This window comes from Nocardia elegans NBRC 108235 (assembly GCF_001612845.1).
Classification (GTDB): Bacteria; Actinomycetota; Actinomycetes; order Mycobacteriales; family Mycobacteriaceae; genus Nocardia; species Nocardia nova.
Window position 1 is genome coordinate 57,537 of the sequence record NZ_BDBF01000034.1, and the last position, 25,209, is coordinate 82,745.

Annotated in this window: 22 protein-coding genes and 1 pseudogene; 10 read left to right on the plus strand and 13 right to left on the minus strand. The window is 69.3% G+C overall.

What is annotated here, in order from left to right:
- Positions 1 to 24 precede the first annotated feature (24 nt).
- Together NE2_RS23260 and imuA' are read right to left on the minus strand one after the other, a co-directional pair.
- Positions 25 to 1,629, minus strand: coding sequence for a DNA polymerase Y family protein (locus NE2_RS23260; RefSeq protein WP_063029444.1), 1,605 nt, complete (start codon positions 1,627 to 1,629; stop codon positions 25 to 27).
- On the minus strand, positions 1,629 to 2,360 hold the full coding sequence (gene imuA' / locus NE2_RS23265; protein WP_063029446.1) for a DnaE2-dependent mutagenesis accessory factor ImuA': 732 nt from the start codon (positions 2,358 to 2,360) through the stop codon (positions 1,629 to 1,631). The genes NE2_RS23260 and imuA' overlap by 1 nt, the downstream gene beginning before the upstream one ends.
- Positions 2,361 to 2,754: 394 nt before the next feature.
- Between imuA' and NE2_RS23270 the strand changes: the two genes are divergently transcribed.
- Entirely contained in the window at positions 2,755 to 3,900 is a 1,146-nt protein-coding gene (locus NE2_RS23270) for a serine/threonine-protein kinase (protein WP_030513526.1), read from the plus strand.
- A gap of 7 nt (positions 3,901 to 3,907) precedes the next feature.
- Here NE2_RS23270 and NE2_RS23275 read toward each other — a convergent pair whose 3' ends face one another.
- The 3 genes from NE2_RS23275 to NE2_RS23285 all read right to left on the minus strand — a co-directional run bounded on the left by NE2_RS23275 (position 3,908) and on the right by NE2_RS23285 (position 6,703).
- On the minus strand, positions 3,908 to 4,570 hold the full coding sequence (locus NE2_RS23275; protein WP_036498325.1) for a response regulator: 663 nt from the start codon (positions 4,568 to 4,570) through the stop codon (positions 3,908 to 3,910).
- Between the two features lie 167 nt (positions 4,571 to 4,737).
- Entirely contained in the window at positions 4,738 to 6,249 is a 1,512-nt protein-coding gene (locus tag NE2_RS23280) for an ATP-binding protein (protein ID WP_174553973.1), read from the minus strand.
- A gap of 85 nt (positions 6,250 to 6,334) precedes the next feature.
- Positions 6,335 to 6,703, minus strand: a complete 369-nt coding sequence (locus tag NE2_RS23285) for a DUF6223 family protein (protein WP_063029406.1) — start codon at positions 6,701 to 6,703, stop codon at positions 6,335 to 6,337.
- A 221-nt stretch (positions 6,704 to 6,924) separates the two neighbouring features.
- Here NE2_RS23285 and NE2_RS23290 point away from each other — a divergent pair, with 221 nt between their 5' ends.
- From NE2_RS23290 to NE2_RS23305, 4 genes are all read left to right on the plus strand, one after another.
- A complete protein-coding gene (locus tag NE2_RS23290; RefSeq protein WP_063029408.1) occupies positions 6,925 to 8,136 on the plus strand; it encodes a sensor histidine kinase in 1,212 nt (403 codons plus the stop codon).
- On the plus strand, positions 8,133 to 8,822 hold the full coding sequence (locus NE2_RS23295) for a response regulator transcription factor (protein ID WP_063029410.1): 690 nt from the start codon (positions 8,133 to 8,135) through the stop codon (positions 8,820 to 8,822). The genes NE2_RS23290 and NE2_RS23295 overlap by 4 nt, the downstream gene beginning before the upstream one ends.
- A 139-nt stretch (positions 8,823 to 8,961) precedes the next feature.
- The gene (locus tag NE2_RS35155; protein ID WP_063029412.1) at positions 8,962 to 10,818 is read left to right on the plus strand and encodes a PspC domain-containing protein; all 1,857 of its coding nucleotides are present in this window, start codon (positions 8,962 to 8,964) and stop codon (positions 10,816 to 10,818) included.
- The gene (locus NE2_RS23305; protein ID WP_063029414.1) at positions 10,811 to 11,032 is read left to right on the plus strand and encodes a hypothetical protein; all 222 of its coding nucleotides are present in this window, start codon (positions 10,811 to 10,813) and stop codon (positions 11,030 to 11,032) included. Before NE2_RS35155 ends, NE2_RS23305 begins: the two co-directional genes overlap by 8 nt.
- A gap of 86 nt (positions 11,033 to 11,118) precedes the next feature.
- Here NE2_RS23305 and guaA read toward each other — a convergent pair whose 3' ends face one another.
- Positions 11,119 to 12,696: a glutamine-hydrolyzing GMP synthase gene (guaA, locus tag NE2_RS23310; RefSeq protein WP_030513517.1), complete on the minus strand. Its 1,578-nt coding sequence runs from the start codon at positions 12,694 to 12,696 to the stop codon at positions 11,119 to 11,121.
- A gap of 222 nt (positions 12,697 to 12,918) precedes the next feature.
- Here guaA and NE2_RS23315 point away from each other — a divergent pair, with 222 nt between their 5' ends.
- Positions 12,919 to 13,716 carry an alpha/beta fold hydrolase gene (locus NE2_RS23315; RefSeq protein WP_063029448.1) on the plus strand — a complete coding sequence of 266 codons (798 nt, stop codon included), beginning with the start codon at positions 12,919 to 12,921 and terminating at the stop codon, positions 13,714 to 13,716.
- Positions 13,717 to 13,737: 21 nt separating this feature from the next.
- Here NE2_RS23315 and NE2_RS23320 read toward each other — a convergent pair whose 3' ends face one another.
- Together NE2_RS23320 and guaB are read right to left on the minus strand one after the other, a co-directional pair.
- Positions 13,738 to 14,907 carry a GuaB3 family IMP dehydrogenase-related protein gene (locus NE2_RS23320; protein ID WP_062961697.1) on the minus strand — a complete coding sequence of 390 codons (1,170 nt, stop codon included), beginning with the start codon at positions 14,905 to 14,907 and terminating at the stop codon, positions 13,738 to 13,740.
- Between the two features lie 336 nt (positions 14,908 to 15,243).
- On the minus strand, positions 15,244 to 16,788 hold the full coding sequence (gene guaB / locus NE2_RS23325; RefSeq protein ID WP_227463190.1) for an IMP dehydrogenase: 1,545 nt from the start codon (positions 16,786 to 16,788) through the stop codon (positions 15,244 to 15,246).
- A gap of 266 nt (positions 16,789 to 17,054) precedes the next feature.
- Between guaB and NE2_RS23330 the strand changes: the two genes are divergently transcribed.
- Complete coding sequence (locus NE2_RS23330) at positions 17,055 to 17,468, plus strand: DUF5319 domain-containing protein (protein WP_025347353.1); 414 nt, start codon at positions 17,055 to 17,057, stop codon at positions 17,466 to 17,468.
- A gap of 156 nt (positions 17,469 to 17,624) precedes the next feature.
- Here the strand turns inward: NE2_RS23330 and NE2_RS23335 are convergent, their stop codons facing one another.
- From NE2_RS23335 to NE2_RS23345, 3 genes and pseudogenes are all read right to left on the minus strand, one after another.
- A complete protein-coding gene (locus NE2_RS23335) occupies positions 17,625 to 18,824 on the minus strand; it encodes an anti-sigma-D factor RsdA (protein WP_084494271.1) in 1,200 nt (399 codons plus the stop codon).
- A pseudogene (locus NE2_RS23340) lies at positions 18,817 to 19,396 on the minus strand (sigma-70 family RNA polymerase sigma factor). The gene NE2_RS23335 and the pseudogene NE2_RS23340 overlap by 8 nt, the downstream one beginning before the upstream one ends.
- A 120-nt stretch (positions 19,397 to 19,516) precedes the next feature.
- Positions 19,517 to 20,410, minus strand: a complete 894-nt coding sequence (locus NE2_RS23345) for a hypothetical protein (RefSeq protein WP_106958539.1) — start codon at positions 20,408 to 20,410, stop codon at positions 19,517 to 19,519.
- A 646-nt stretch (positions 20,411 to 21,056) separates the two neighbouring features.
- On the opposite strand from NE2_RS23345, the gene NE2_RS23350 reads away from it, so the two are divergent.
- The 3 genes from NE2_RS23350 to NE2_RS23360 all read left to right on the plus strand — a co-directional run bounded on the left by NE2_RS23350 (position 21,057) and on the right by NE2_RS23360 (position 22,657).
- The gene (locus NE2_RS23350; RefSeq protein WP_030513510.1) at positions 21,057 to 21,350 is read left to right on the plus strand and encodes a WhiB family transcriptional regulator; all 294 of its coding nucleotides are present in this window, start codon (positions 21,057 to 21,059) and stop codon (positions 21,348 to 21,350) included.
- Positions 21,351 to 21,771: 421 nt separating this feature from the next.
- Positions 21,772 to 22,347, plus strand: coding sequence for a sigma-70 family RNA polymerase sigma factor (locus NE2_RS23355; RefSeq protein WP_063029451.1), 576 nt, complete (start codon positions 21,772 to 21,774; stop codon positions 22,345 to 22,347).
- Between the two features lies 1 nt (position 22,348).
- A complete protein-coding gene (locus tag NE2_RS23360) occupies positions 22,349 to 22,657 on the plus strand; it encodes an RskA family anti-sigma factor (RefSeq protein ID WP_228816542.1) in 309 nt (102 codons plus the stop codon).
- A 315-nt stretch (positions 22,658 to 22,972) separates the two neighbouring features.
- Here the strand turns inward: NE2_RS23360 and groL are convergent, their stop codons facing one another.
- Both groL and groES read right to left on the minus strand, forming a co-directional pair.
- Positions 22,973 to 24,580 (minus strand): chaperonin GroEL, encoded by a 1,608-nt coding sequence (groL, locus tag NE2_RS23365; protein ID WP_063029418.1) that lies wholly within the window; start codon positions 24,578 to 24,580, stop codon positions 22,973 to 22,975.
- A gap of 183 nt (positions 24,581 to 24,763) precedes the next feature.
- Complete coding sequence (gene groES / locus NE2_RS23370) at positions 24,764 to 25,066, minus strand: co-chaperone GroES (protein WP_030513506.1); 303 nt, start codon at positions 25,064 to 25,066, stop codon at positions 24,764 to 24,766.
- Positions 25,067 to 25,209: the final 143 nt, after the last annotated feature.

Below are 25,209 nucleotides of genomic sequence, written 5' to 3' on the forward strand. Positions count from 1 at the left end.
CCAGGGGCATCGGCGGCACCGGCGCTATTCGTAGAGTCCCTCCACGTGCCAGATGTAGTCGTAGCCGAGCAACAGTAGGGCACGCTCCTCCGTGTCGAGCAGGATCTGCGTGCGGACGGCGCCTCCGGAATCGCCGGTGGCCCACCAGCGTTCGTCCAGCAGCCAGGGGCCGGCCCAGCCCACGACCCGCCACGATTTGCTGCCCCAGTGCAATTCGGCCGGTTCGGCGGTGAACATGCCGCGGTCGGTGAGCCAGATCGGGCTGCCGTCGCCGGACTGCAGCCGGACCTCGGGATGGTTGACCAGCACCACCGCGGGAGCCGGTTGCGGCAGCCGGCCCGGCCACGGCAGGCCGGGATCGGCGGCGGGAACCGCTTCCTCACCGAAGGTGATCAAGGTGACGCGTTCGACGGGACCGCGGCCGCCGCTGAGGACACCGATCCGCACCGCCTCACCGCCCAGCAGACCCTGCACCCGGGTCAGGGCGCGGCGGGCGCGCTGATCCTCCTCGCCGACCCCGCCCCAGAGCCCGAGCTGCAGCGCACCGGCCGCCACCACCTCGACCGGCTCCAGGCGCAGCAGCGTGATCGGAGCGGACGGTGGCGGTTCGGAATCGCCCGTCCGCCCGCGTTTTCCGTTGGTCAGGGCGCGATGGGTCAGCCAGCCGTCCAGCTGCCAGCGCACCCGGTCCGCGGTGGTCTCCGGGGTGAGCGGCTGGGCACAGCGCCAGATTCTCGACAGCTGTTCCCCGGCCGCGGTTTCGGCGTGGACCGCCAGCCGGGTGCAGGCCACCGAGGCCGCCGCCAGGCGTTCGTGCAGCCGGGTGGCGAGCATGCGACCGGCGAAGGCGGCGGCATCGACCCGCTCGATCGGCGGATCGCACCGGTACTCCACCATCAGGTCCGGGGCGGGCGGGGCCGCCGAGGGCGGGCGCTCCGGTTCGGCACGGGCACACCGGTGCGCCCGAATCGCGTCGGCGCCGAACCGGGAGGCGACCTCGGCGGGCGTGAGGGCCGCGAAATCGCCGATTCGGCGTAAGCCCAAGCGGTGCAACAGATCCACCAGTTCGGCGCGCTCCGGTGGAGCCAGGCTCGGCTCCACGGCCAGCTCCCCCACCGGCAGCGGCGCCAGGAAATTCGCGGCGGCGCCCGGCGCGACGATCTGCGCCCGGCGCGCGGCTGTCACCGCGGCCGACAGTTCGTCGGCGATGCCGATCCGGCATTCCACACCGAGTGCGGCGACCGCGTCGACCAGGCGCTCGGCGGCCTCCTCCTCGGACCCGAAGTAGCGAGCGGCGCCGCGGGCGGCGAGTACCAGCAGGCCGGGACGCAAGACCTCCACTCCCGGCACCGTCGCGTCCACGGCCGTCGCCACCGGTTCGAACAGACGCGCGTCGCGGTCCGGATCCGCCTGCGCCACATGGAGGTCCGGGCAGCGCGCCTGCGCCTCGCGCCGGGTCAGACCGCGCCGCACCCCCGCGTCGCGAGCCACCGCCGAACAGGCCACCACCCGATTCGCGTACAGCACCACCACCGGTCGCAACGGTGAGAGGTCGGCCACGGCGGCCGCCGCCGCGGCCGGCCAGTCCGGACACCACACCGCCAAGACGCGAAACCCGGGTCGCTTCATCACGCCCCCACTGCCGACAGCGCGGTAGGCGGCGAATCCGATTCCGGTACAAGCCATTCGACCCGGCCGTCGCGCGGGCACAGGTCGAGCGTGCCGGTGCGCTCCGGTGCGGACCGGCCGCGCACGCAGACGTTCAAGCGCACCGATCGCAACCGGCCTCGACCACGCCCCAGGCCCGAATAGCCCGCGACCCGGGTGTCGATCCGCAGCGTCGGACCGCTCCAGGCGCCACCGGTCACCACGAGCGTGGCCCCTTTGCTGCGGGCGCGGGCGGCGAGAATTCGAGTTCGGCTGGGCGGCACCGACATACCGGCCAGGCCGACCACCACCAGATCAAGGCCATCCAGCAACACTGCGGCGACCTCCACCGGGTCCGGGCCCGGTTCGGTCACCACGGCCAGCCGGCCCAGATCGGCACCCATCTCCGCGGCGGCGAGCAATCCGAGCCGCGGCAAGCCGACGGCCGCGGCGTAGCCCCCGCCGCCGGTCACCGCGGCCAGCAGACCGGTCAGCAGCGAACCCGCGCCCGAGTAGGCCACCACCGCCCCCTTCGGCATCCCGCCCTCGGGCAGCAGCCCGGCCAGCGCGGGCGGTACGGGAAGAAGCTCTCTGCGCAGTTCATCGCTTGTCGGCGGGCGTTCCACGACCTCGACCCCACGGGCCGGAACCGCGGCCATCCGCCGCCGCAGCTCCGCCAGCTGCACGGCCCGCGCATCACCAGCCGAACCCATCTCGCCGACCACCTATCTCTCACCGAATGGACTCCACCGCACTCGATGCACCGCACCGCAGCATCGACTACATTCCGCACCTCCTCCGCCTCACCCACCGCGCCGGAGCCCGCATCCCCCGACAACGCCAGAAGCACCGTCGAGCGGATTCAGCACCGATTCAGCTATCGATCGTAGTCGAATATACGTTCGATCCGGTGATCAGTAGAACCTTCCGACCGGTCTCCGTCAAGCCGCACCGGCCCACGTGTCACATCAGTCCCACTGCGACTGTTCCGTCACCGGTCGCGGCTGTTGTCCACACCACCCATCGGGGGCGTCCGGCGGGCTGTGACCGCCGCCAACCCCGGTCCGAAGCAGGCCGGTCGCCCTGGTTTTCGGCTATCCTCGCGCCGTGACCGAACGCGCCCGCCCCATCGTCGGCCCCGACTATCTCGTCGCCGGCCGTTACCGCCTGCAGTCCAAACTCGGAGGCGGCGGTATGGGTGCGGTATGGCTCGCCACCGATCGGCTGCTCAACCGCGAGGTCGCCATCAAACAGGTGCTCACCACCGCCGGGCTCAGCGAGGCCGAGGCGACCGAGGTGCGCAACCGGATCGTGCACGAGGGCCGGGTCGCGGCCAAGCTCTCGCACGAACACGCGATCGCCGTCTACGACGTGGTGCTCGAGGCGGGTGAACCGTGGCTGGTGATGGAGTATCTGCCCTCGCGCAGCGTCGCCAAGGCACTCGCGCTGGCCGACACCCTCTCCCCCATCGAGGTCGCGCAGATCGGCGCGCAGGTGGCCGACGCCCTGGCCACCGCCCATGCCGCCGGAATCGTGCATCGCGACATCAAACCGGGCAACATCCTCGTCGCCGACCGAGGCTCCGAGGTGGGGATGGCCAAACTCAGCGACTTCGGTATCTCCAGTGCGGGTGAGGCTTTCGACGAACCGGAAGATGTGATCACCGGCACCCCGTCCTATCTGCCGCCGGAGGTGGCGCGCGGTGCTCAGCCGGGACCGGCCAGCGACGTATTCTCCCTCGGCGCGACGCTCTACACCGCGATCGAGGGACATCCGCCGTACGGATTCGACGACGACAACGACGTCATCGTCACGCGCGCGGCGATGGCACAGATCATTCCGCCCACCCGCAGCGGGCCGCTCACCCAGGTGCTGCTGCACATGATGGAACCGGCGCCGCAGCGTCGCCCCACCATGGCCGAAGCCCGCGAGGAAATCCTCACCGCCGCCTTCGGGCCCGGCACCGGGCCTTATATTCTCGGCGCTCCGATCCGCACCGAGGACGGCACCATTCCGGCCTGGGCGGCCCGCAATTCGGCCGCCGGACTGCGCAGTCCACATTCCGCGCCGCTGCCCCGCCCGCCGCGCGTCGCCGCGGCCGGTGCCGTTGCGCAGCAACCGAAACTGGGGAAATCGAAGCTCGTCGACATCGACTTCACGAAGTTCGGGCCCAATGCGGCGCCGCTCGCGATCGCGGTGGGCCTGCTGATCGGACTGCTCATCCTGATCGTGATCCTCGTCGCCGCGATGTAGGCGCGACTCAGTCGATGCGCCGGCGGTGCGCCCAGCGAGTCAGCGCATTGCGGTTGGACTGCTGGGTTTTTCGCAGCACGTTGGAGGCGTGGGTTTCCACGGTTTTCACCGAGATGAACAGGGTTTCGGCGATTTCGCGATAGGTGTAGCCGCGCGCCAGCAGGCGCAGCACCTCCAGTTCGCGCGGGGTCAGCGAATCCAGTTCCGGATCCAGCGGGGGTTCGGGAGCCGGTGAGCGCCCGGTGAACGAGTCCAGCACGAAACCGGCCAGTCGCGGACTGAACACCGCGTCGCCACCCGCGACGCGCCGAATGCCTTCGGCCAGTTCGGAACCGGAGATGGTCTTGGTGACGTAACCGCGCGCGCCCGCGCGAATCACCGCGATCACATCCTCGGCGGCATCGGAGACGCTCAGCGCCAGGCATACCGGGCCGTTACCCGACGCCGAACCGTTCGGACGATCGTCGATACCCTGCAGGACCGCCACACCGCCGCCGTCGGGCATGTGCACATCCAGCAACACCACATCGGGTCGCGCGGCGTCGATTCCGGCCACGGCCTCGGCCACGGTGCCCGCCTCACCGACGACATCCATATCGGCTTCGCGGCTCAACTCCGCCCGCACCCCGGACCGGAACACGGCGTGGTCGTCGACCAGAAAGACCCGGATCGTCACAGTTCTCCTCACCTCGAGCCGGCCCGCTGCCGGGCGCGGCAGCGCCGAACTCCTCATCGGTACCACATCGGTAGCCGGGGTGCTGGAAACCGGCATCGAGGCGGCAGGGCCGGTACCGCTGCCGATGTGCCCGCCTCCCCCATCTCCGCACGCTCCGTCCGCTACCGCGACCTGCCCGGGCCGGAGCCGGTATCCGCGGTTTCCCCTCGCGGTTCGGTCGTCGCGGCGCTGTGCGAATCACCGGCGCGGCTCGCGTCGGCGGCCTCGGCCGCCGTGCCGGAACGGTGTGCCTCCGCACTCGCGGACTCGGCATCCCCGGACTCGGCACGGTCGGCGCCGGCCGCGGCGAATTCCTCCTGGCCCTCGGAATCCTTGCGGGGCATCATGATTCGTACCTCGGTGCCGCGGCCGGGTGCGGTCTGAACCTCGACGGTGCCGCCGCGGCGTTCGATCCGGGCGTGAATGGATTTCGCCAGGCCCTGCCGGTCCGCCGGTACCGAGGCGGGATCGAAACCGGTGCCGCGATCGCGCACGAAGATGCTGACCTGATGCGGTTCCACCTCGGCGAAGACGTCGATGGTCGGCACACCGGCATGTTTGGCGGCGTTGACCAGCGCCTCCCGGGTGGCGCCGAGCAGGGCGGTGAAATGTTCCTTCGGCAGGCCGAACCCGGTATCGCCGACATCCATCGAGACGTCGCCGACGGTCACCGGAGTCACCTGCACCCCGTACTGGTCCTCCACCTCACCGGCGATCGTGCGCAGTGCGGCGGCCAGGCTCGACTGCGCGGGCATGGAATCCTCGAACAACCACTTCCGCAGTTCCCGCTCCTGGCTGCGGGCCAGCCGGGCGACCTCCTGCGGATCGTCGGCCTGCCGCTGGATGAGCGCCAGGGTCTGCAGCACCGAATCGTGCAGATGTGAGGCGATCTCCTCGCGTTCCTCGTTGCGGATGCGGGCCGAGCGTTCGGCATTGAGGGCGCGCATCATGCGCAACCACAGCGGCACCGTCAGCAGACCGACGCCGATCAGCGTGACCGCGACCGCGATCAGTGCCGAACCCAGCGAACTCAGGTTGATGCGGGCCAGCACCACCACGCCCAGCCCGACCACGATCAGCGTCGCCCCGGCCAGGATGCGCGTCCAGGTGAGCACGGTCGGCCGGGCGGGCAGGCCGAGAATGGAACGCGGCCCCTCGGCATCGAATTCGCGCCACACCAGCGCCGCACCGACGGCGACCACGATGATCGGCGCGACCACCCGCGCCGCGGTCCCGTTGAACAGCCACGCCATCGATACCGACAGCGCCAGCCCGAGCAGCACCAGCCCGACGGCCTGCCGCCGCTCGGACGCCGTGGGCGGCGGCCCGTCCGCACCCGAGGACGTGAAGATCCACAGCAGCCCGTAGGCCACGATCCCCGCCCCCATCAAGGCCGACAGCAGGACGAACGCCATCCGCACCTTGAAGACGTCGACACCCAGATGGTCGGCGATACCGCCCGCGACCCCGCCGACGACCCGGCCACCGGATCGCCGCAGCAGCCGCGGCTGTTCGAACACCGGATCGGCGCCCCGGCCGTCCGGCCCGAGACCGTCCACACCGGCGCGAGGTTCGAATCCCACGCGACCGTCGAACCCCGAACGCGCGTCGAATGCGGGCATGGAGGGGTACATGCCTTCGATACTGGCACGTCACCCCGACAACCGACCATCGGGAAATACCCGGATTCCCGATCTCGGGGTCGCCGACGGCACCGTGTTATCCGAGGCGGCGAGCACGCACCAGCGAGAGGCTGCCCAGAACCACGCCACCCAGCCCGAGTACCACCGCCGCGATCGCGCCGGCCAGCCCGTTGCCGGTACCGAAACCACCGGCGGCATCGGCCCCGTGGATGGCGCCGACGACCGCGGCGACCGCTCCCAGCGCCAGCGCCGTGACAGCCCGGGACCGGCGGGTGCCGACGCGGTGGCCGCGGGCCGAGACCGCCGGCCCACCGGCGATCACGCTGATCAAGCCCAGGACGGCCGCGATGGTGGGAACGGTCCGGCCGACGCCGACTTCGTACCCGGCGGCCACGACGGAGAGGCGAGTGGTCGAGAGCGCGGCGAACACATCGAGTGCGGGCATCGCGAATCCTTTCGGTCGAGCGGCAGCCGGCTGCCGTGCGGGTCGCACGGACTCGGAATCGGCTGCGGACGCGACGATCGTCGCGCCGCGACCCGCTCGCGGGCATCGGCCCGGGATCGACGACGAATACGCCGTTCGGCGTAGCCGACCGCGCACCGCGACGTACGAAGTCGCGCGCTCGGCACGACGTCCCAGGCCGCCTCGGCTCCTATGATCGCCACATGCCGGACCGCGTCACACCGCTGCGCCTGCCGGGCTGGTCTCAGGATCTGCTGTTGGCGGCATTCATCACCGTGATGCAGGTCCAGGGCACCGTCGTCCGCAACAGCGGCCGGCCCGAGGAGGTGCTGCGCCCGCTCACGGATTTCGGATATCTCGGCTACCTCCTCTTGATCACCGTGGGCGCCGTCCTGGTCCTGCGGCGCCGATATCCGGTCGCGGTATTCGCCGTCACCGCGCTCACCAGTGCGATCTACTACGCCCTCGACTTCCCGGACGGACCCGGATGGCTGGCACTGTTCGTAGCGCTCTACACCCTCACCGCACACGGTGACGGGCGGCGCTCGCTGGTGGTGGCCGGAGTGGGGATCGCCGTCCTGACCGCGATCTGGCTCCCCGCCGCATCGGACGTCCAACCGCCGGCCGCGATCGGCTGGGTCTATTTCCGGATAGGCGCCGCGGTGATGAGCGCTGCGCTCGGCGAGAGTGTCCGCTCGCGGAAAGTCATTGCGGCACAGGCGTTGGAGCGCGCCGAGCTGGCGGAACGAACTCGCGAGGAGGAGGCCCGCGCCCGGGTCGACGCGGAACGTCTCCGCATCGCCCGCGAAGTGCACGATACGGTCGCGCACGCCATCGCCGTCATCAACGTCCAATCCGGTGTCACCGCGCACGTGCTGGACAAACGGCCCGAACAAGCGCGCGAGACGCTGCAGATCATCGAGCGGACCAGTTCTCGGGCCTTGTCGGAAATGCGGGCGATCCTCGGGGTTCTCGGCGGCGACGGCCGCGCCCCACATCCGGGTCTCGGGCAGATCCGGGAGCTCGCCGCCGCGGCCCGCGACGCCGGGCTCGAGGTCGAATTCGACACGACCGCACCGCGTCCCGAAATACCCGGCGCGGTCGGCACCGCGATATACCGGATACTGCAGGAATCGATCACCAATGTGATTCGCCATGCCGGCGCGACGCGAGTCTCGGTCGAGGTGAACTACGGTGCCGACACGGTCGACATCAGGGTCACCGACGACGGGCGGCAGTCACCCGCCGCATCTTTCGCCACCGGTCCAGCGCGCACCGCCGGGCGCGGCATCCTCGGTATGCGTGAGCGATGCCGGCTCCTGGGAGGTGATCTCGACGCGGGCCCGCTTCCGCACGGAGGATTCGCGGTCACGGCCCGGCTGCCCCTGGCCACGACGGAAACGGTGAACCTGTGAGCAGTACGGCAGACTCGGACGGTGGCACCCCGATCCGGGTTCTGCTCGTCGACGACGAGCAGTTGGTGCGGTCGGGCTTTCGGCTCCTGCTCGATATCGAGGACGACATCACGGTCGTCGGAGAGGCCGCCAACGGCGCCGAAGCCGTGCGGAAAGCTCGTGCGCTGCGTCCGGATGTCGTACTGATGGATATCCGCATGCCGACAATGGACGGCATTCAGGCCACCCGCGAGATCGCCGCGACGACCGGGCTGCAGGACGCCCGGATCCTCATCCTGACCACCTACGACACCGATGCCTATGTCTTCGACGCACTGCAAGCCGGCGCCGGCGGTTTTCTGCTCAAAGATGCCGGTCCGGCCGAGCTGCTGCACGCTATCCGCGTGGTCGCCGCCGGTGAGGCTCTGCTCGCGCCCCGGATCACTCGCCGGCTCATAGCCCAGTTCACGGCTCGCCGCGCCGCCGACCGGGCCGCCGAACAGCGGCTCGCGGTACTGACCGACCGTGAGCGGGAGGTGCTGGCCCTGGTCGGCCAGGGCATGAGCAATGCCGAGATCGGCGCCGAACTGTTCCTCAGTCCGGCGACCGCCCGCACCCACGTCAGCCGGGCGATGGTCAAACTCGGCGCGCGCGACCGCGCGCAATTGGTCGTCATCGCCTATCGAACGGGCCTGGTGGCGCCGTAGATCGAAGTCGTCGGACCGTGCCCAGAGTCGCCGTCGTCTGTCGGCCCGAGTCGAGTCGATTCCGTCCGGATGTAGTTCAGGTTCGTTTTCAGGGTGAACCCCGATGCCATTCGATGCTGCTCACGGCCACCATTGAGCTATGACCACAGCGAGCGGCGGGACCGGCGGCACGAGCCGGACGGGATTCAGCGAACAGCTCCAGCACCTGTGGCGGACGCGTCCGACACGGCTGCCGGGACAGAGTCCGGTCGCCGGCGTGGCGTCCGGATTCGGCCGGCGCTACGGCGTGGACCCGGTACTGATCCGGGTCGCGTTCGTGGTGTCGACGATCTTCGGTGGTGCGGGCATCGTGTTGTACCTGGCGGCATGGTTGCTGCTGCCTCCGGCGGGTGATGCGGTCTCACCCGCGGAGGGCCTGATCAGCCGCGGACGCAGTTCGCAGTCGTCCACCAAGACCATCGTGCTGATCGTCGCTCTGGCGATCGCGGTCACCACGATGGGCCCGGTGGGTGTCGGACTCGGCGGCTCGGGGGTGATCAGTTTCGCGCTGATGGTGGCCGGCTGGTGGTTGCTGTACATGCGGCAGCCGGAACCGCCGATCGACGGCTCGTATCCGCTGACGGCCGAGGGTGGGATCGCGGCGATGGGGTATCCGGGGGCGAGCTTCCCGGGCGGGTCGCCGTGGAGCGGAAGTCAGTACGGACCGTTCACCAAGCTGCCCGACCACTACGAACCGGACCCGAACGCCTTTGCCGGCGGCCAGGTTCCGACCGCGCCGGCACAATCCTCGAACGACGCCGTTTCGACGGTGGACAACGCTTCGACGGCAACCGAACCGATCGGCGCAGCGGCCGCCACTGCCCCACTGCGGGTCGATCCGGCCACCGGGACGCCGGAAAGTGAGCCTGGCGAAGCCGGCACCGCGTCGCCGGAAAGCACGTGTTCGGCATCCGAAGCGACCGAAAGTACTGCGACCGAAAGCCTTGCCGCAGAAGATGTTCCGACGGACGATACATCCGGACGGCAGGCCGGTTCGGGCGCCGCGACCGATTCCGGTACCTCCGAAAACGCTGCCGCCGAGCCGGACTCGCCGGCCGACGAGGCCACCACCGACGAGGCGCCGGCCGACGATCGCCCCACGGTCGCGCTGACCCGGCCACTCACCGTCGAATCCGAATCGGCGGCACCCTCCGACGAACGCCCGGCCGAGGACGAGTCCGGCCCCGACGATTCGCCCGGGTCCGGCGGGAGCACACCTCCTCGCCCGACGCCTCCTCCCGGCCCACGGCCGACCGGCAACCGTCCGATCCCGGACCCGGCGCATGTCGGCCCCACTCCGGCCGGCTGGGATCCGCTCGGCGTGGCGCCCATGGCCTGGGATCTGCCCAGTCCGACGCAGCAACGCCCGGTCGCGGTCGTCCCCGCACAGCGGCCGCGCTCCCGGCTCACGCCGGTGGTGATCGGTCTGGCCGTCCTGGCGGCAGCGGCGGCGGGCGCGGTGGCCGCGGCCGGGGCGGACTGGATGACACCCGCGCGGATCGGCGCGGTCGCCCTGGCGGTGGTCGGCCTGGGCCTGATCGTCGGCGCCTTCCTGCGACGCGGCTACGGCTTGATGGTGGTGCTGGCGCCGCTGGCGGGATTCGTCATCCTCGCCTCGATGGTGGGTCCCGTCGAATTCGACCGCGGAGCCATGGGCGACCACGTCTGGACCCCGGCCACGACCGCCGATCTGGCCTCGGAATACCGGATCACCATGGGATCGGGCACGCTCGATCTGCGCCAAGTGCCCCTCACCGAGAATCGCACCGTGCACGTGAACGTCCAGATGGGCGACTTCCGGGTGCTGGTGCCGGACTCGATGCGGCTACACGCGACCTGCAACGCCAGCATGGGCGACGTGTCCTGCCCGCAGGGGCCCACCGGACCGGCCGACGGGCCGATTCTCACTCTCGACGTCGATGTCCACGCCGGAAACGCGGAGGTGAAACGTGGCTGACAACGAAACGGCCGACACTCGGACCGAAACCGGTCGCGGACCGTCGTTCTCGCTGCTGCTGGCCGGGATACTCGCCCTGCTGGTCAGCGTCTGGGCCTTCATCGGCCCCACGTCCTGGCCCTTCCACAGTGCGGTGCCGGTGGGCTGGATCGTGGTGGGTGTGGCGGTGGTCGTGGGCGTCGCCCTGGTGATCTCGCCGCGAAGGAAGAAATAGCCTCCGGAAAAGGCGCACAACAGAAAGAAGGGGCCTTCCAGCCGATGCTGGAAGGCCCCTTCTCCGCTATCCGTACAGGCAGCCGCTCATTCCCATTCGATGGTGCCCGGCGGCTTGCTGGTCACATCGAGCACCACGCGATTGACCTCGGCCACCTCGTTGGTGATACGGGTGGAGATGCGTTCGAGCACCTCGTAGGGCAGGCGGGTCCAGTCCGCGGTCATGGCGTCCTCACTCGACACCGGCCGCAGCACGATCGGATGTCCGTAGGTGCGGCCGTCGCCCTGCACGCCGACACTGCGCACATCGGCCAGCAGGACCACCGGGCACTGCCAGATCTGCGCGTCCAGGCCGGCGGCGGTCAGTTCCTCGCGGGCGATCGCGTCGGCCTGCCGCAGGGTTTCCAGCCGGTCCGGGGTGACCTCGCCGATGATCCGGATCGCCAGGCCCGGCCCCGGGAAGGGCTGGCGCGCAACGATTTCCTCGGGCAGCCCGACCTCGCGGCCGACCGCGCGCACCTCGTCCTTGAACAGCAGCCGCAGCGGTTCGACCAGCTCGAATTCCAGATCCTCGGGCAGCCCGCCGACGTTGTGGTGGCTCTTGATGTTGGCGGTGCCGGAGCCGCCACCGGATTCGACCACGTCCGGGTACAGGGTGCCCTGCACCAGATATTCGACCGCGGGTCCGCCATCGCCGTCCTCGGTGCCGGTGGACTTCACGACCTCGGCGACCGCATCCTCGAAGGACCGGATGAACTCCCGGCCGATGATCTTGCGCTTCTCCTCCGGATCGGTGACGCCCTTCAGCTCGCCGAGAAACTTCTCCACCGCGTCGACCGTCACCAGCTTGGCCCCGGTGGCGGCGACGAAGTCGCGCTGAACCTGTTCGCGCTCCCCGGCCCGCAGCAGGCCGTGGTCGACGAAGACACAGGTCAGCCGGTCTCCGATGGCCCGCTGCACCAGCGCGGCCGCCACCGCGGAATCCACGCCGCCGGACAGGCCGCAGATCGCGTGTCCGTCGCCGATCTGCTCGCGCACCTGCTCGACCAACGCATCGGCGATATTGGCCGGGGTCCAGGACGCGGGGATGCCGGCGAGTTCGTGCAGGAACCGGCTCAGCACCTGCTGGCCGTGCGGCGAATGCAGAACCTCCGGGTGGTACTGCACACCGGCCAGCCGCCGGGCGCGATTTTCGAAGGCGGCGACCGGCGCACCGGCCGTCGTCCCCGTGACCTCGAAGCCGGCCGGCGCGTCGGTGACCGCGTCGCCGTGGCTCATCCACACGGGTTGCACCGTCGGCAGTCCGCCGTGCAGCACGCCGCCGTCGATGTTCAGCTCGGTGCGGCCGTACTCACGGGTGCCGGTGTGCGCGACCGTGCCGCCGAGCGCCTGCGCCATCGCCTGGAATCCGTAGCAGATACCGAAGACCGGAATGTCGAGATCGAACAACCGCGGATCGAGCTGCGGCGCGCCCTCGGCGTACACGCTGGACGGGCCGCCGGACAGGATCACCGCCAGCGGCTGCCGATCGGCGATCTCCTCCACGGTCGCGGTATGCGGTACCACCTCCGAGTAGACGCTGGATTCGCGTACGCGCCGCGCGATCAACTGCGCGTACTGCGCCCCGAAGTCGACGACGAGAACTGGTCGCTGGGTTTCTGCCACCCGCACAGTTTAGTGAGCGCATCGGCGCACCTCGAGGGCGGGCGAGCCTGCGACTCGAGGCCGTGATCGCCCCCACTCCACCGGTTCGATGCCGGTCGTATCGGCCGGTGCCGGCCAGGCCGGCGAAACGGCCCATCCGCCAACACATATCCATGCCCGCCTTCCTCCGCGGCGAACACGAAGGCGGAGCAGCGGCCCGCGGCGACGGCTATCCTCGTGCTCGTGCCATTCGCCCGTGCGATCGATGCCGAAATCCATTACGAGGATTCCGGTGGCCGTGGCCCGGTGGTACTGCTGGGGCACGAATTCTTCATGGATCGAACGATGTTCGCATCGCAAGCGGCCGCATTGGCACCGGAGTTCCGCATCGTCACCTGGGATGCGCGCGGACACGGCCGCACCCGCGACGAGGGGCTGCCCTTCACCTATTGGACGGCCGCCCGCGACGCACTGACCGTGCTGGATCAGCTCGGCGTCGAACGCGCGGTGGTCGGCGGCACCTCACAGGGCGGGTTCAGCGCCATGCGCACCGCCCTGCTCGCTCCCGAACGGGTGGAGGCGCTGATCTTGATCTCGACCGAGGCGCACAGCCCGACCCCGCAGGAACTCGCGACCTCGCGCCGCTTCCTGGACCACTGGCGGGAGCCGAATATCCGGCACGCCCTCGCCGAGCACATGGCGCACTGGCTGATCGGAGACGACGCCTGGTACCGGGCGGTGTGGACCAAGCGGTGGCTGGCGCGCGATCCGCACGAGCTCGAGGCCGCGGCCGGATGTCTGCTGGCCCGCGACTCGATCCTGGATCGGCTGTGCGAAATCACCTGTCCCGCACTGGTCATCCACCCGACCCGGGCCGGCATCCCGCGCGCGCACGCGCTGGAGATGGCGCGGCGACTGGCCGGATCGCGATTCTGCGAAATCGAGGGCGCCCGTCAGGCGGTCAACATGACCCACCCCGAGCAGGTCAACGCCGCGATTCGCGACTTCTTGCGCGGAGAGGTGCTGACCCGGCTCAACTGAGCCGGGCCGCCGCGGACGATCTCAGGCCCGCACGCTGAGACCGACCCGCTGGAATTCCTTCAGATCGCAGTATCCGGCCTTGGCCATCGAACGACGCAGGCCGCCAACGAGATTCACCGACCCCCACGGATCGCTGGACGGTCCGTACAGCACCTTCTCCAGCGCGGGCTGCTCGTCCGGCTCGGCGAACTGCAGCAGCGCGCCGCGCGGGACCGACGGATGCGCGGCCGCCGAGGGCCAGTACCAGCCGCGGCCGGGCGCCTCCTGGGCCAGCGCGAGCGGCACACCCAGCATCGCCGCGTCGGCACCACAGGCGATGGCCTTGGCCAGCTGGCCGGAGGAGACGATGTCGCCGTCGGCGATCACGTGGACGTAGCGACCACCGGTCTCGTCGAGGTAGTCGCGGCGAGCCGCGGCGGCATCGGCGATCGCGGTCGCCATCGGGACGCCGATACCGAGCACCTCACCGGTGGTGGTGGCGCCGGGCATCGAGCCGTAACCGACGATCACGCCGGCGGCGCCGGTGCGCATCAGATGCAGGGCGGTGCGGTGATCGCTGACGCCACCGGCCACGACCGGCACGTCCAGTTCGGCGATGAAGGTCTTGAGGTTCAGCGGTTCCACCGACGAGCCGGAATCTTCGGCCGGCACCGCGCTCGCGCCACCGACGTGTTCGGCGGAGATGATGGTGCCGTGGACGACCAGCAGGTCGATCCCGGCCTGCACCAGACTCGGGGTCAGGGCGCGCGCGTTCTGGGGGCTCACCCGCACCGCGACCGTCACTCCGGCGGCGCGCACCTGCGCGACCGCGGCGGCCAGCAGGTCGGGCTGCATCGGCGCGGCGTGCAGTTCCTGCAGCAGTTCGACCGCGGCCTCGGGACCCTTGTGCTCGGCCACCTCGACCAGCTGCTCGATGCGTGCGCTCACATCGGCGTGCCGGGCCCACAGTCCCTCGCCGTTGATGACGCCCAGTCCGCCGAGGCGGCCCAGTTCGATCGCGAATTCCGGCGACACCAGCGCATCGGTCGGATGCGCGACCACGGGGATGTCGAATCGGTAGGCATCCAGCTGCCATGCCAGCGACACCTGCTTCGACGACCGGGTGCGCCGCGAGGGGACGATGTCGACATCGTCCAGCTCATAGGTACGCCGGGCGGTCCGACCCATCCCGATCTCGACCATGTCCCGCACTGATGTCTCTCCTTAGTGTGTTCTGCCACGCCGGTGTGTGCGACGAACTCGCGCGCCGGCGCCACGACGTCGCGGCGATCTCACGCCGACGCGCGTCCATCCTCCCAGCTCCCGGCGTACGCCATACGCCGGGGGCGGTCCGTGTCGGACCGCGGGCATCGGGACGGGCCGGGGCGCGGTCACGCATCGACACGACCGACCGGTATCCCAGGACCGCGTTGGGCCGACGCGTCGCGATGACATGCCTTGTCCCGGAGGCATTTCCGTCACCCGCGACACAGCGGCGAGCCAAACCATGTGCCATGGCGAGGACGTTCGTCGCCCTCGCCCCGGCTCCTACTTGCCGCGGCCGGTGTAGTTCGGTGCCTCGACCGTCATGGTGATGTCGTGCGGGTGGCTCTCCTTGAGACCCGCCGCGGTGATCTGCACGAACTGCGCCTGCTGCAGGTCGGCGATCGACTGGGAACCGGTGTAGCCCATGGCCGCCCGCAGACCGCCCACCAACTGGTGGATGACCTGGTTCACCGGACCGCGGAAGGGCACCCGCCCTTCGATGCCCTCGGGCACCAGCTTGTCCTCGGCCAGCACGTCGTCCTGGAAGTAGCGGTCCTTGGAGTAGGACTTGCCCTGCCCGCGTCCCTGCATGGCGCCCAGCGAACCCATGCCGCGGTAGCTCTTGAACTGCTTGCCGCCCACCAGGATCAGTTCGCCCGGGGATTCGGCGGTACCGGCGAGCAGCGAGCCGAGCATGACCGTCGACGCACCGGCGGCGATGGCCTTGGCCACGTCACCGGAGAACTGGATACCGCCGTCGGCGATCACCGGCACGTCGGCCGCGCGGCACGCGGCCACGGCCTCGAGAATCGCGGTGATCTGCGGGGCGCCGACGCCGGCGACCACGCGAGTGGTGCAGATCGAGCCGGGACCGACACCCACCTTGACCGCGTCGGCGCCGGCCTCGACCAGCGCCGCCGCGCCCTCGCGGGTGGCGATATTGCCGCCGACGACCTGGATCCGGTCGCCGACCTCGTTCTTGACCTTGGCGACCATCTGCAGCACCTGGGCCTGATGGCCGTGCGCGGTATCGACGATCAGCACGTCGACCCCGGCATCGGCCAGGCTCATCGCGCGCGACCAGGAGTCCTCGCCGACACCCACCGCGGCGCCGACCAGCAGCCGGCCGTCGCGATCCTTGGTCGCGTTCGGGTACTGGTCGGTCTTGACGAAGTCCTTGACGGTGATCAGCCCACGCAGGCGGCCGTTGCCGTCGACGATCGGCAGCTTCTCGATCTTGTGCCGGCGCAGCAGACCCAGCGCGGCCTCGGCCGTGACGCCCTCCTGGGCGGTGATCAGCGGCGCCTTGGTCATCACGTCGGCGACCCGGCGGTTCTGGTCGACCTCGAAACGCATGTCCCGGTTGGTGATGATGCCGACCAGCGCACCGGTCTCGTCCACCACGGGTAGACCCGAGATCCGGAACCGCGCGCACATCGCGTCGACCTCGGCGAGGGTGTCGGTCGGGCGGCAGGTGACCGGATCGGTGACCATTCCGGCCTCGGACCGCTTCACCGTCTCCACCTGCGCGGCCTGATCGGCGGCCGACAGATTGCGGTGCAATACGCCCATACCTCCGGCGCGGGCCATGGCGATCGCCATCCGCGCCTCGGTGACGGTATCCATCGCCGAACTCACCAGCGGGGTGCGCAGCGTGATCTCGCGGGTCAACCGGCTGGAGGTCTCGACCGAGCTGGGGATCAGATCGGAAGCGGCCGGCAGCAACAGCACGTCGTCGAACGTGAGGCCGAGCATGGCGATCTTGTTCGGATCGTCACCACCCGTATGCGGGCGGACGGCTCGTTCGCCCATCACGGGACTACTCATCTGATCGACCCCTCCTGGACCTCGAAAGCACCGATACGGCACTCCGGCCCGGCATTCCGGGACCTCGGTACCGATCGAGAACAGCTGATGGATGGTGGAGCCGAAGCGTGCGACCCGGCGCCTGTGTATCCATGGTATCGGCCGCCTGTGGGGGCGACCTCGTCGCCTCCGACACAGTGGTGGACGAGGGTGACAGCGGCGGAACAAGCGCGTCAAAATGCCTTCAGCGCTGGCGCGGAGGGGGTGGTTCTGCGTACCGTGGGATTGTGCGTGACCATCTACCACCTGGCCTGCCGCCGGACCCCTTCGCCGGAGATCCCTCCGACCCGTCGGCCGCGCTCGATGCCATTGAGCCTGGGGAGCCGCTGGACCCCCATGAGCGCCTAGCGGTCGAAGAGGATCTCGCCGATCTCGCGGTGTACGAGGCGCTGTTGTCCCACCGGGGCATCCGCGGTCTCGTGGTGAGCTGTGAGGATTGCCGGCAGGACCACTACCACGATTGGGACATGCTGCGCGCCAACCTGCTGCAACTGCTGGTCGACGGCACGGTCCGCCCGCACGAGCCCGCATACGATCCGACGCCGGAGGCCTACGTGACGTGGGACTACTGCCGCGGATATGCGGATGCCTCGATGAACGAAGCCCTGCACGGCGACGGATTCGACGGTTTCGACGCCTGACCCCTTCGCCGCGTAGCGCTCGGCTCGGTACAGCCGCGCGCGCTTTCGGCGTGTGAATTTCCACACTTCTGCCGCGCCGTACCGCGCGCACTTCCCCTGAAAACACGAATCCGACCGCCAGGATCGGCGATCGGTTCTCGTATCGGATATGTGGTTCTAGTTGATGCCGGTGTGCAATCCCCCACCGGCCGGTGGCACGACCACCGTCGGCACCGAGGGCACCGACGGATGGACCGGGGCCACCGTCTGCTGCGGCTGCGTCGGCGGGACCACCGCCCCTCCGCCGATGGTGGTCGGCGGATTGGCGGTGGGCTGGTTCGTCGGCGGCTGTTCGTGTGTGGGTGGCTGCTCGTTGGTCGGCGGCTGCTGCTGAGTCGGCGGCTGGTTCGTCGGCGGCTCGGCAGTCGTCGGCGGTTGCTGCTGCTGTTGCGTCGGCGGCTTGGAACCACTCCCCGGCTCGGTGCCCGGCGTTCCCGGTCCGGAACCGCTCGCACCGGTTTCGGGCGCGGTCTGGCTGCGCATGATCTCCGGGCCCGGGGTGCTCGGCTTGGAGCCGGTGCTCTCGTGCTGCCCTGGATTGGCAGACTGTCCCGGCGTCGTCGGCGCGACCACTGTCGGGGTGGTCGGCGTCGTATTCGCCTTCGGCTCCAGCGACTCCAGCGCGGCGGCCACCTCGGGTGCGGTGGTCTTCAGCTGATCCAGCATGTGCTGCCAGCGCACCTGCAGATCCTGCTTGCGCGAGTTGTCGTCGACCTGAGTCGTGTTGGTGGATGCGCTCTCCAACAGTGCCTTGGCCTGTTCGGGGTGTCCCTGGTCGATCAGCGCCTGCGCCTTGGTCATATCGTCGTCGGCGCGCTGGGCGATCGTGGTCTGCGCCTGCTGGCTGAACACGACCTCCTTCACCCGCCACAACGGATCACCCGGCTGCGCGCCGTAGGAGAAGGCCGTCGTCCCGCCGGCGATCACCGCGATCGCGGCCGCGGCGCCCATCAGCGGACGTACCAATCGCAATCTGCCGCGGCGATGGGCGTTGACCCTCGCCTCCCGCGCTCCGATCTCCTGGTTGACGGCCGCTACCACGGCGTCCAGATCGGGACCGGCCGGCATCGGAGTGTCGACGATATCGGCTCGCCAATTCGCGAGCAGGCTCGCGAGTTGATACTCCTCGGCACTGTCGGTCGCTACGGGACCGTCGCCTGCGATGGCGTCGATCAGCGCATCGTCGCGTCGGACCGCTGTGATATCCACCGGCCCGGCGTCACCGGACTCCCCGGATGCCTCGGCATAGGGACCGCTGTTCGGCGATCCAAGCCGCGCCTTCCAGTCGCCCCGACCGCGCTCGCCATCCCTAGCCATACATTTCACCTGCCCTCGCCACTTGTGACTTGAGTTTCGCGAGCGCCCGATGCTGAGCCACTCGTATAGCCCCCGCCGTACTGCCCACGGCGACAGCAGTTTCTTCTGCTGACAAACCCATGACCAAACGCAGGATCAGGATCTCTCGATGCTTCTCCGGTAGCGTGGCCAGCAGACTGTTCATCTGCCGGCTCGTTTCGGATTCGAGAGCGCGCTGCTCCGGCCCCTGGTCGGTGGATATGACATCTGGTACTTCGGCCATCGCGTCCGCCTTGTTACGGGCGGCGTTGCGATGTGCGTCGGCGACCTTGTGCGAGGCGATTCCGTACACGAAAGCCATGAACGGCCGCCCCCTGGTCCTGGTAACGCGGCAGGGCGGTCATCACAGCCAAGCAGACCTCCTGCGCCACGTCGTCCGCGGAGAGCTGCCCACGCTCCGCGGAACCGATCCGCGCACGGCAATAGCGAACTACCAGCGGGCGGATGATTTCCAGTACCTGGGCTAAAGCCGAACGGTCGCCCTGAGCTGCAGCAGCTACGGCGGCGTCCAACTCCTCGCCCGAGTGCGTCATCGTCAGAGATATTCCTGGCGTTACAAGTGGCACGGCCGGATTTCGACCGGTGCTTCCACCGGTCGGTGGAACGAAACCAACAATAGCGGCTCAGCTATGTGAGTCGGACAACATGGGGGATCACTGCTTCCCGATTTCCGTCCCGATCCGCAGCCGACCGCCCCGACCAGCCAGAATGCGCGCGTACACACCGGCTTCGGCCGCCGCGCGGCGGGCCTCGGCCGGCTCGCACACCCCCGACCGCAACATCGCGGCGGCCCACCGCAGCGGCAGCAAACCGTGTGCGGCGCAGAGGGAATCGACCAGCTCGGCACCGGCGCGACTGCGATCGATGTCACCCTCGCCCGCCGCCGCGGCGGCCAGCAGTAGCCGCGACTTCACCTGATGCCGAACCGATCCCATCCGCTCGGCCGCGGCCATCGCCACCTCGGCGTGCGTCGACGCGGGCTCGGAGACCAGTCCCATACCGGGTGCGGCAAGGGCGGTTTCGGCGCTGACCCAGTGCCAGCGCACCAGCGTTCGCAGGTCCGCGGGCGCGCGATCCAGTTCGCCGCGACAGCGCCGCAGCAACCGCGCGGACACCTGTGGCTGCCCGGTACCGAGCGCGTCCGCGGCCAATCCGGTCAGCGCGTCGCAGACCGCCGCAGCGCGCATCGGATCGGCCGCACCCGCCACCGGCAGGTTCGCGACCAGCGCCGCTGCCCGTCCGTCCAGGATCGCGGCGCGCGCGTGCCAGCCGAGTTGACGAAGCAGCGAAGCCTCGGTGGAGGCCACGAGCGAGCGGAGTACCGGATCCCTGGTCAGCCGGGCGGCCCGGAGCAATTCGGTGCGCGCGGCCGCATACCACCCCCGACCACCGAGGACGATTGCCCGCAACCGGGTTCCGGCGGGATCGGCGGCGACGGGCAGATCCGCGAGCGCGATGCCGGGGCGGCCGCCGAACGCCGCGTCGGCCAGTACGGGGGCGGGCCCGGAGTCCAGCAACCCGTCGACTCGCGGGGACAAATCCAACACCAGCGCACCTTATCCGGAGACGGCCGGCGCTCCGCACCGCGTACGGGCTATTTCTCAGCGAAAATCGGCGGCGCCGTGTTTCCATCAGGTAAATCTGCAGCGAGCTAACCGCCGGCGCACCGAAGCGAAATTCGCACGCTTTTCGGATTATTAACCTGCCCGCCCCGACGCGGCCATCCGGACTTCTTCCGCGCGCACGAGGCCAGTGTGCCACATCACATATCACACTCCCCAGCGTTGGCAAGTACGACAGATCTTTTCTTCCGCTAAACACCCTGTGAACTGGGAAAATGCGGGAATCTACGGACGCGTCGCAATACTCGCGAAACAAGTCAACCGGTCAGTATCGCTTTCCCGGTCCGGAAAGTAAACAGTGTGCAGGTTAAATCTGAGATCTGCCGAAATTGCGATCACTGTCGACGTATCTATTGACGTGATTTCACTGCGCGACCTAACGTACTTCATCGCCGTCGTCGGCGCCGCGCGAAATTGCGGCGACCGCGTACTGCGATCGCCGGAGATCGGCGATACGGTCCGAGCCCGATCTCGGCGAGGTCACTGTCGCCCCCGCCCAGGGTCCGGACAGACCGCTGCTGACAAGCACCGCTCGACAACGCCGACGAGCTCGCACCATGAGGAGTTCACCATGCCCATGCCCACCCACCTCCCCGGTCCCAACGCCGACATCTGGGATTGGCAGATGCGCGGCTCGTGCCGCGGTGTGGACTCCTCCGTCTTCTTCCATCCCGACGGCGAGCGCGGCCGCGCGCGCACCCAACGGGAGTTGCGCGCCAAGGAGATCTGCCGGACCTGCCCGGTGCTCATGCAGTGCCGCAGCCACGCCCTGAAGGTCAGTGAGCCGTACGGCATCTGGGGTGGCATGTCGGAGACCGAACGCGAGCTCCACGCCCGGCGCAACCGCCGCCGGATGGCCGTCTGACCGGCGCTCGCGAAATTCGGTCGCACCCGACCGATCCGAACCAGCTGGGGCGCCGAATACCTAGCAAACACCCGGCCACTGAACGTGGCCGGCGACACTGGTACAGGCGCAGGTTCTCGGCCACCGCCGATTCGCCTGCCGCATGTTGACCAACAGCCGCACCCAAGCCCCAGCGTTTCGTGAAAGTCATCGGCGTGTCACGGCGTGTCTCCGCACACTCCTCGGCGTGTCGTCTTACGGGCGAAATCCGCTGGGCCACAAGTGCGTTGCCCGACGCACCCCACCTGGAAGGAGGTCATAGCGGCGCGCTACGGTAGTGGCCGATGACACAGAATGGAGCGTTGTGACAACGCGGCCGCCGGCCGCAGAGGACGACTCGTTCCAAGGATCCATCGGGGACGGTCGGGTGGCCACACCGAGTGTGGACTCTGCGATCACGGCACGCGCAAGCGAAAGTATCGAGCTGGCGGCACTTCTGGTGCGCTGCGGCCGGTCCGATCAGCAAGCATTCGCCGAGCTGTACGACCGCACGTGCGCCCGGGTATTCGGACTGGTGCTGCGTGTCCTCCACGATTCCGGTTACGCGGAGGAGACGACCCAGGAGGTCTACCTCCAGATCTGGCGCACCGCAGCCAATTTCGACCCGGCCAAGGGTTCGGCGGTGACCTGGCTGATGACGCTCGCGCATCGGCGCGCCGTCGACCGCGTCCGCGCCGAACAGGCGCACGCCCAGCGTGAGGTCACCTACGGCACCGCGACCCTCGGCCACGAATTCGACGAGGTCACCGAGGAAGTCGGCCGCCGACTCGAACAGCAGGCCGTACGCGACAGCCTCGCCACCCTCACCGAAACCCAGCGCGAGGCGATCTCGCTGGCGTATTTCGGCGGCCGGACGTATGCCGAGGTGGCTACCTACCTCGGAGTAGGGTTACCGACCGTCAAGTCCCGTATTCGGGACGGATTGACACGACTGAAAAAGAGTTTGGGAGTGACGTGAGATGAACGAGAGCCAGATCGATCTCGCGCATGCGGTCGCGCTCGGATCGATCGGCGACGAGGACCAGCGCGCGGTGCAGGAGCTGTTCGACTCCGGCGACCCCGTACTGCGCGCGGACTTCGACACGGAAGTGCAACTGACCAGAGAAGCTCTTACCCTGTTCGCCTCGGCGTCGGCCGTCCAGCCACCCGCCACCCTCCGTACCCGGCTCCTGGCCGCGATCGCCGACGATCACGCCCCCGCCGCACGACACATCCGTCCCCCCGCTCACCGCAACGGTGCGGAAGCCGGTCCCACCTCTCTCAACTGAGCTCCGGCCTCCACCGAGCCTCGAGGTAGGCGCAACGCTCCAGCGAGTATCCACTCGCAGCCCCCTCACGAAAACGCCAACGGCCCGTTCACGTTTCGAACGTGAACGGGCCGTTGCGGTCACAAAGGCTCCCGTCACCGAGACCAGGGCCCGACCCAACCCCGCCGGGTTGCGGCCCGACCCAACCCCAACGGGTTGCGGCCCGGCTCGTCGATCGGTGCCCGTTGCGTACGCGACGAAGGAGTGAGCAACGGGTGCCGATCGACGAGCCCTAGGGGGCCGCAACCCCGCCGGAGCGGAGCGGAGGCCGATAACTCAGTGCGCGTGGCCGTGGTGGTCGTCGGCCTCGTCCGCGGCCGGCTTGTCGACCACGGCGCTCTCGGTGGTGAGCACCATGCGCGCCACGGAGGTGGCGTTGAGGACCGCGGAGCGGGTGACCTTGACCGGGTCGACGACGCCGTCGGTGATCAGGTCGCCGTAGGTCAGGGTGGCGGCGTTGAAGCCGTCCTTGCCCTCGCTGACCTTGCTGACCACGACCGCGCCGTCGATACCGGCGTTGGTGGCGATCCAGTACAGCGGCGCCCGCAGCGCCTGCCGCACGACCTCGACGCCGATGGCCTGGTCACCGGTCAGCGAGTCGCGCAGTTCGACCAGCTTGGTCGCCGCCTGCACCAGCGCGGTACCGCCACCGGAGACGATGCCCTCCTCGACCGCGGCCTTGGCCGCGCTGACCGCGTCCTCGACCCGGTACTTGCGCTCCTTGAGCGCGGTTTCGGTGGCCGCACCGACCTTGATGACCGCGACGCCGCCGGACAGCTTGGCCAGCCGCTCCTCCAGCTTCTCGCGGTCCCAGTCGGAGTCGGTGGCCTCGATCTCGCCGCGCAGCTGCGCGACGCGGGCGTCGATGGCCTCCTGGGTGCCGGCGCCGTCGACGATGGTGGTCTCGTCCTTGGTGACGACCACGCGGCGGGCGTGGCCGAGCAGGTCCAGACCGGCCTCGCGCAGGCTGATGCCCAGGTCGGGGTTGATCACGGTGCCACCGGTGACGACGGCCAGGTCGTCGAGGAACGCCTTGCGGCGGTCACCGAAGAACGGCGCCTTGACAGCGACGACCTTGAGGGTCTTGCGGATGGCGTTGACGACCAGGGTGGACAGCGCCTCGCCCTCGATGTCCTCGGCGATGATCAGCACCGGCTTGCCGGATTCGGCGATCTTCTCGAGCAGCGGCAGGAAGTCGGGCAGCGAGCTGATCTTTTCCCGGTGCAGCAGCACCTGGACGTCCTCGAGGACGGCTTCCTGCTTGTCGGGGTCGGTGACGAAGTAGCCCGACAGGTAGCCCTTGTCGAACTGCACGCCCTCGGTGATCTCCAGGTCGGTGCTGACCGTGGAGGATTCCTCGACGGTGACGACGCCGTCCTTGCCGACGGTGGTCAGGGCCTTGCCGACCATTTCGCCGATTTCCTCGTCGCGCGAGGAGACGGTGGCGACCTGGGCGATGGCCTTCTCGCCGGAGACCGGCTTCGCGGCGGCCAGCAGCGCCTCCGACACGACGTCGGCGGCCTTGCTCATGCCGACGCCGAGGCCGATCGGGTTGGCGCCGGCGGCGAGGTTCTTGAGGCCGCCCTTGATGAGGGCCTGGGCCAGCACGGTGGCGGTGGTGGTGCCGTCGCCGGCGACGTCGTTGGTCTTGGTGGCGACGCTCTTGACCAGCTGCGCGCCGAGGTTCTCGAACGGATCCTCGAGGTCGATGTCGCGCGCGATGGTGACGCCGTCGTTGGTGACGGTGGGGCCGCCGAACGCCTTGGCCAGCACCACGTGCCGGCCGCGCGGGCCGAGGGTGACCTTGACGGCGTCGGCCAGCTTGTCGACGCCGCGTTCCATTGCCCGACGAGCCTTCTCGTCGAACTCGATCTGCTTTGCCATGGTTGAGATGTCCTTGGGGTGGGAGTGGTGGACGGGCCTGCGACGACCCGCGGCCTGGAGTGGCGACCTGGACGATCCCGGCCACAACGATCACTGCCCCGGCGCCCATGCGTGGGACACCGGGGCAGTGATCGTTACGGTGCGATCCGGATCGCGACGGCCGCGTGGGTCATCGGTCGGTCATCACTTGTCGACGACGGCCAGCAGGTCGCGCGCCGACAGGATCAGGTACTCCTCGCCGTTGTACTTGATCTCGGTGCCGCCGTACTTGCTGTAGATGACGACGTCGCCTTCCTTGACATCCAGCGGAATGCGCTTCTCGCCGTCCTCGTCCCACCGGCCGGGTCCTACGGCGACGACGGTGCCCTCCTGGGGCTTCTCCTTCGCCGTGTCGGGGATGACCAGGCCGGAGGCGGTCGTCGTCTCGGCCTCGTTGGCCTGGACGAGGATCTTGTCCTCGAGCGGCTTGATGTTCACGCTCGCCACGTTGAGCCCTCCACTTTCAGGGGATTCGGTCGTCCGGGGCTGTTCCCCGGACTCACGGTTTGGTCACGGTGTTGATGCGGCGTTCGTGGAGTTACCACTACCGCCGTGCCGACCCTGCGCACAGCCCCGTCGTCGCGGGTGCC

Bases quoted from the DNA above. Each gene is read 5' to 3' on its own strand.
- NE2_RS23260 (WP_063029444.1), bottom strand. From the start codon at position 1,629: ATGAAGCGACCCGGGTTTCGCGTCTTGGCGGTGTGGTGTCCGGACTGG.
- imuA' (WP_063029446.1), bottom strand. From the start codon at position 2,360: ATGGGTTCGGCTGGTGATGCGCGGGCCGTGCAGCTGGCGGAGCTGCGG.
- NE2_RS23280 (WP_174553973.1), bottom strand. From the start codon at position 6,249: ATGTACCCCTCCATGCCCGCATTCGACGCGCGTTCGGGGTTCGACGGT.
- NE2_RS23285 (WP_063029406.1), bottom strand. From the start codon at position 6,703: ATGCCCGCACTCGATGTGTTCGCCGCGCTCTCGACCACTCGCCTCTCC.
- NE2_RS23290 (WP_063029408.1), top strand. From the start codon at position 6,925: ATGCCGGACCGCGTCACACCGCTGCGCCTGCCGGGCTGGTCTCAGGAT.
- NE2_RS35155 (WP_063029412.1), top strand. From the start codon at position 8,962: ATGACCACAGCGAGCGGCGGGACCGGCGGCACGAGCCGGACGGGATTC.
- guaB (WP_227463190.1), bottom strand. From the start codon at position 16,788: ATGAGTAGTCCCGTGATGGGCGAACGAGCCGTCCGCCCGCATACGGGT.
- NE2_RS23335 (WP_084494271.1), bottom strand. From the start codon at position 18,824: ATGGCTAGGGATGGCGAGCGCGGTCGGGGCGACTGGAAGGCGCGGCTT.
- NE2_RS23350 (WP_030513510.1), top strand. From the start codon at position 21,057: ATGCCCATGCCCACCCACCTCCCCGGTCCCAACGCCGACATCTGGGAT.
- NE2_RS23360 (WP_228816542.1), top strand. From the start codon at position 22,349: ATGAACGAGAGCCAGATCGATCTCGCGCATGCGGTCGCGCTCGGATCG.
- groL (WP_063029418.1), bottom strand. From the start codon at position 24,580: ATGGCAAAGCAGATCGAGTTCGACGAGAAGGCTCGTCGGGCAATGGAA.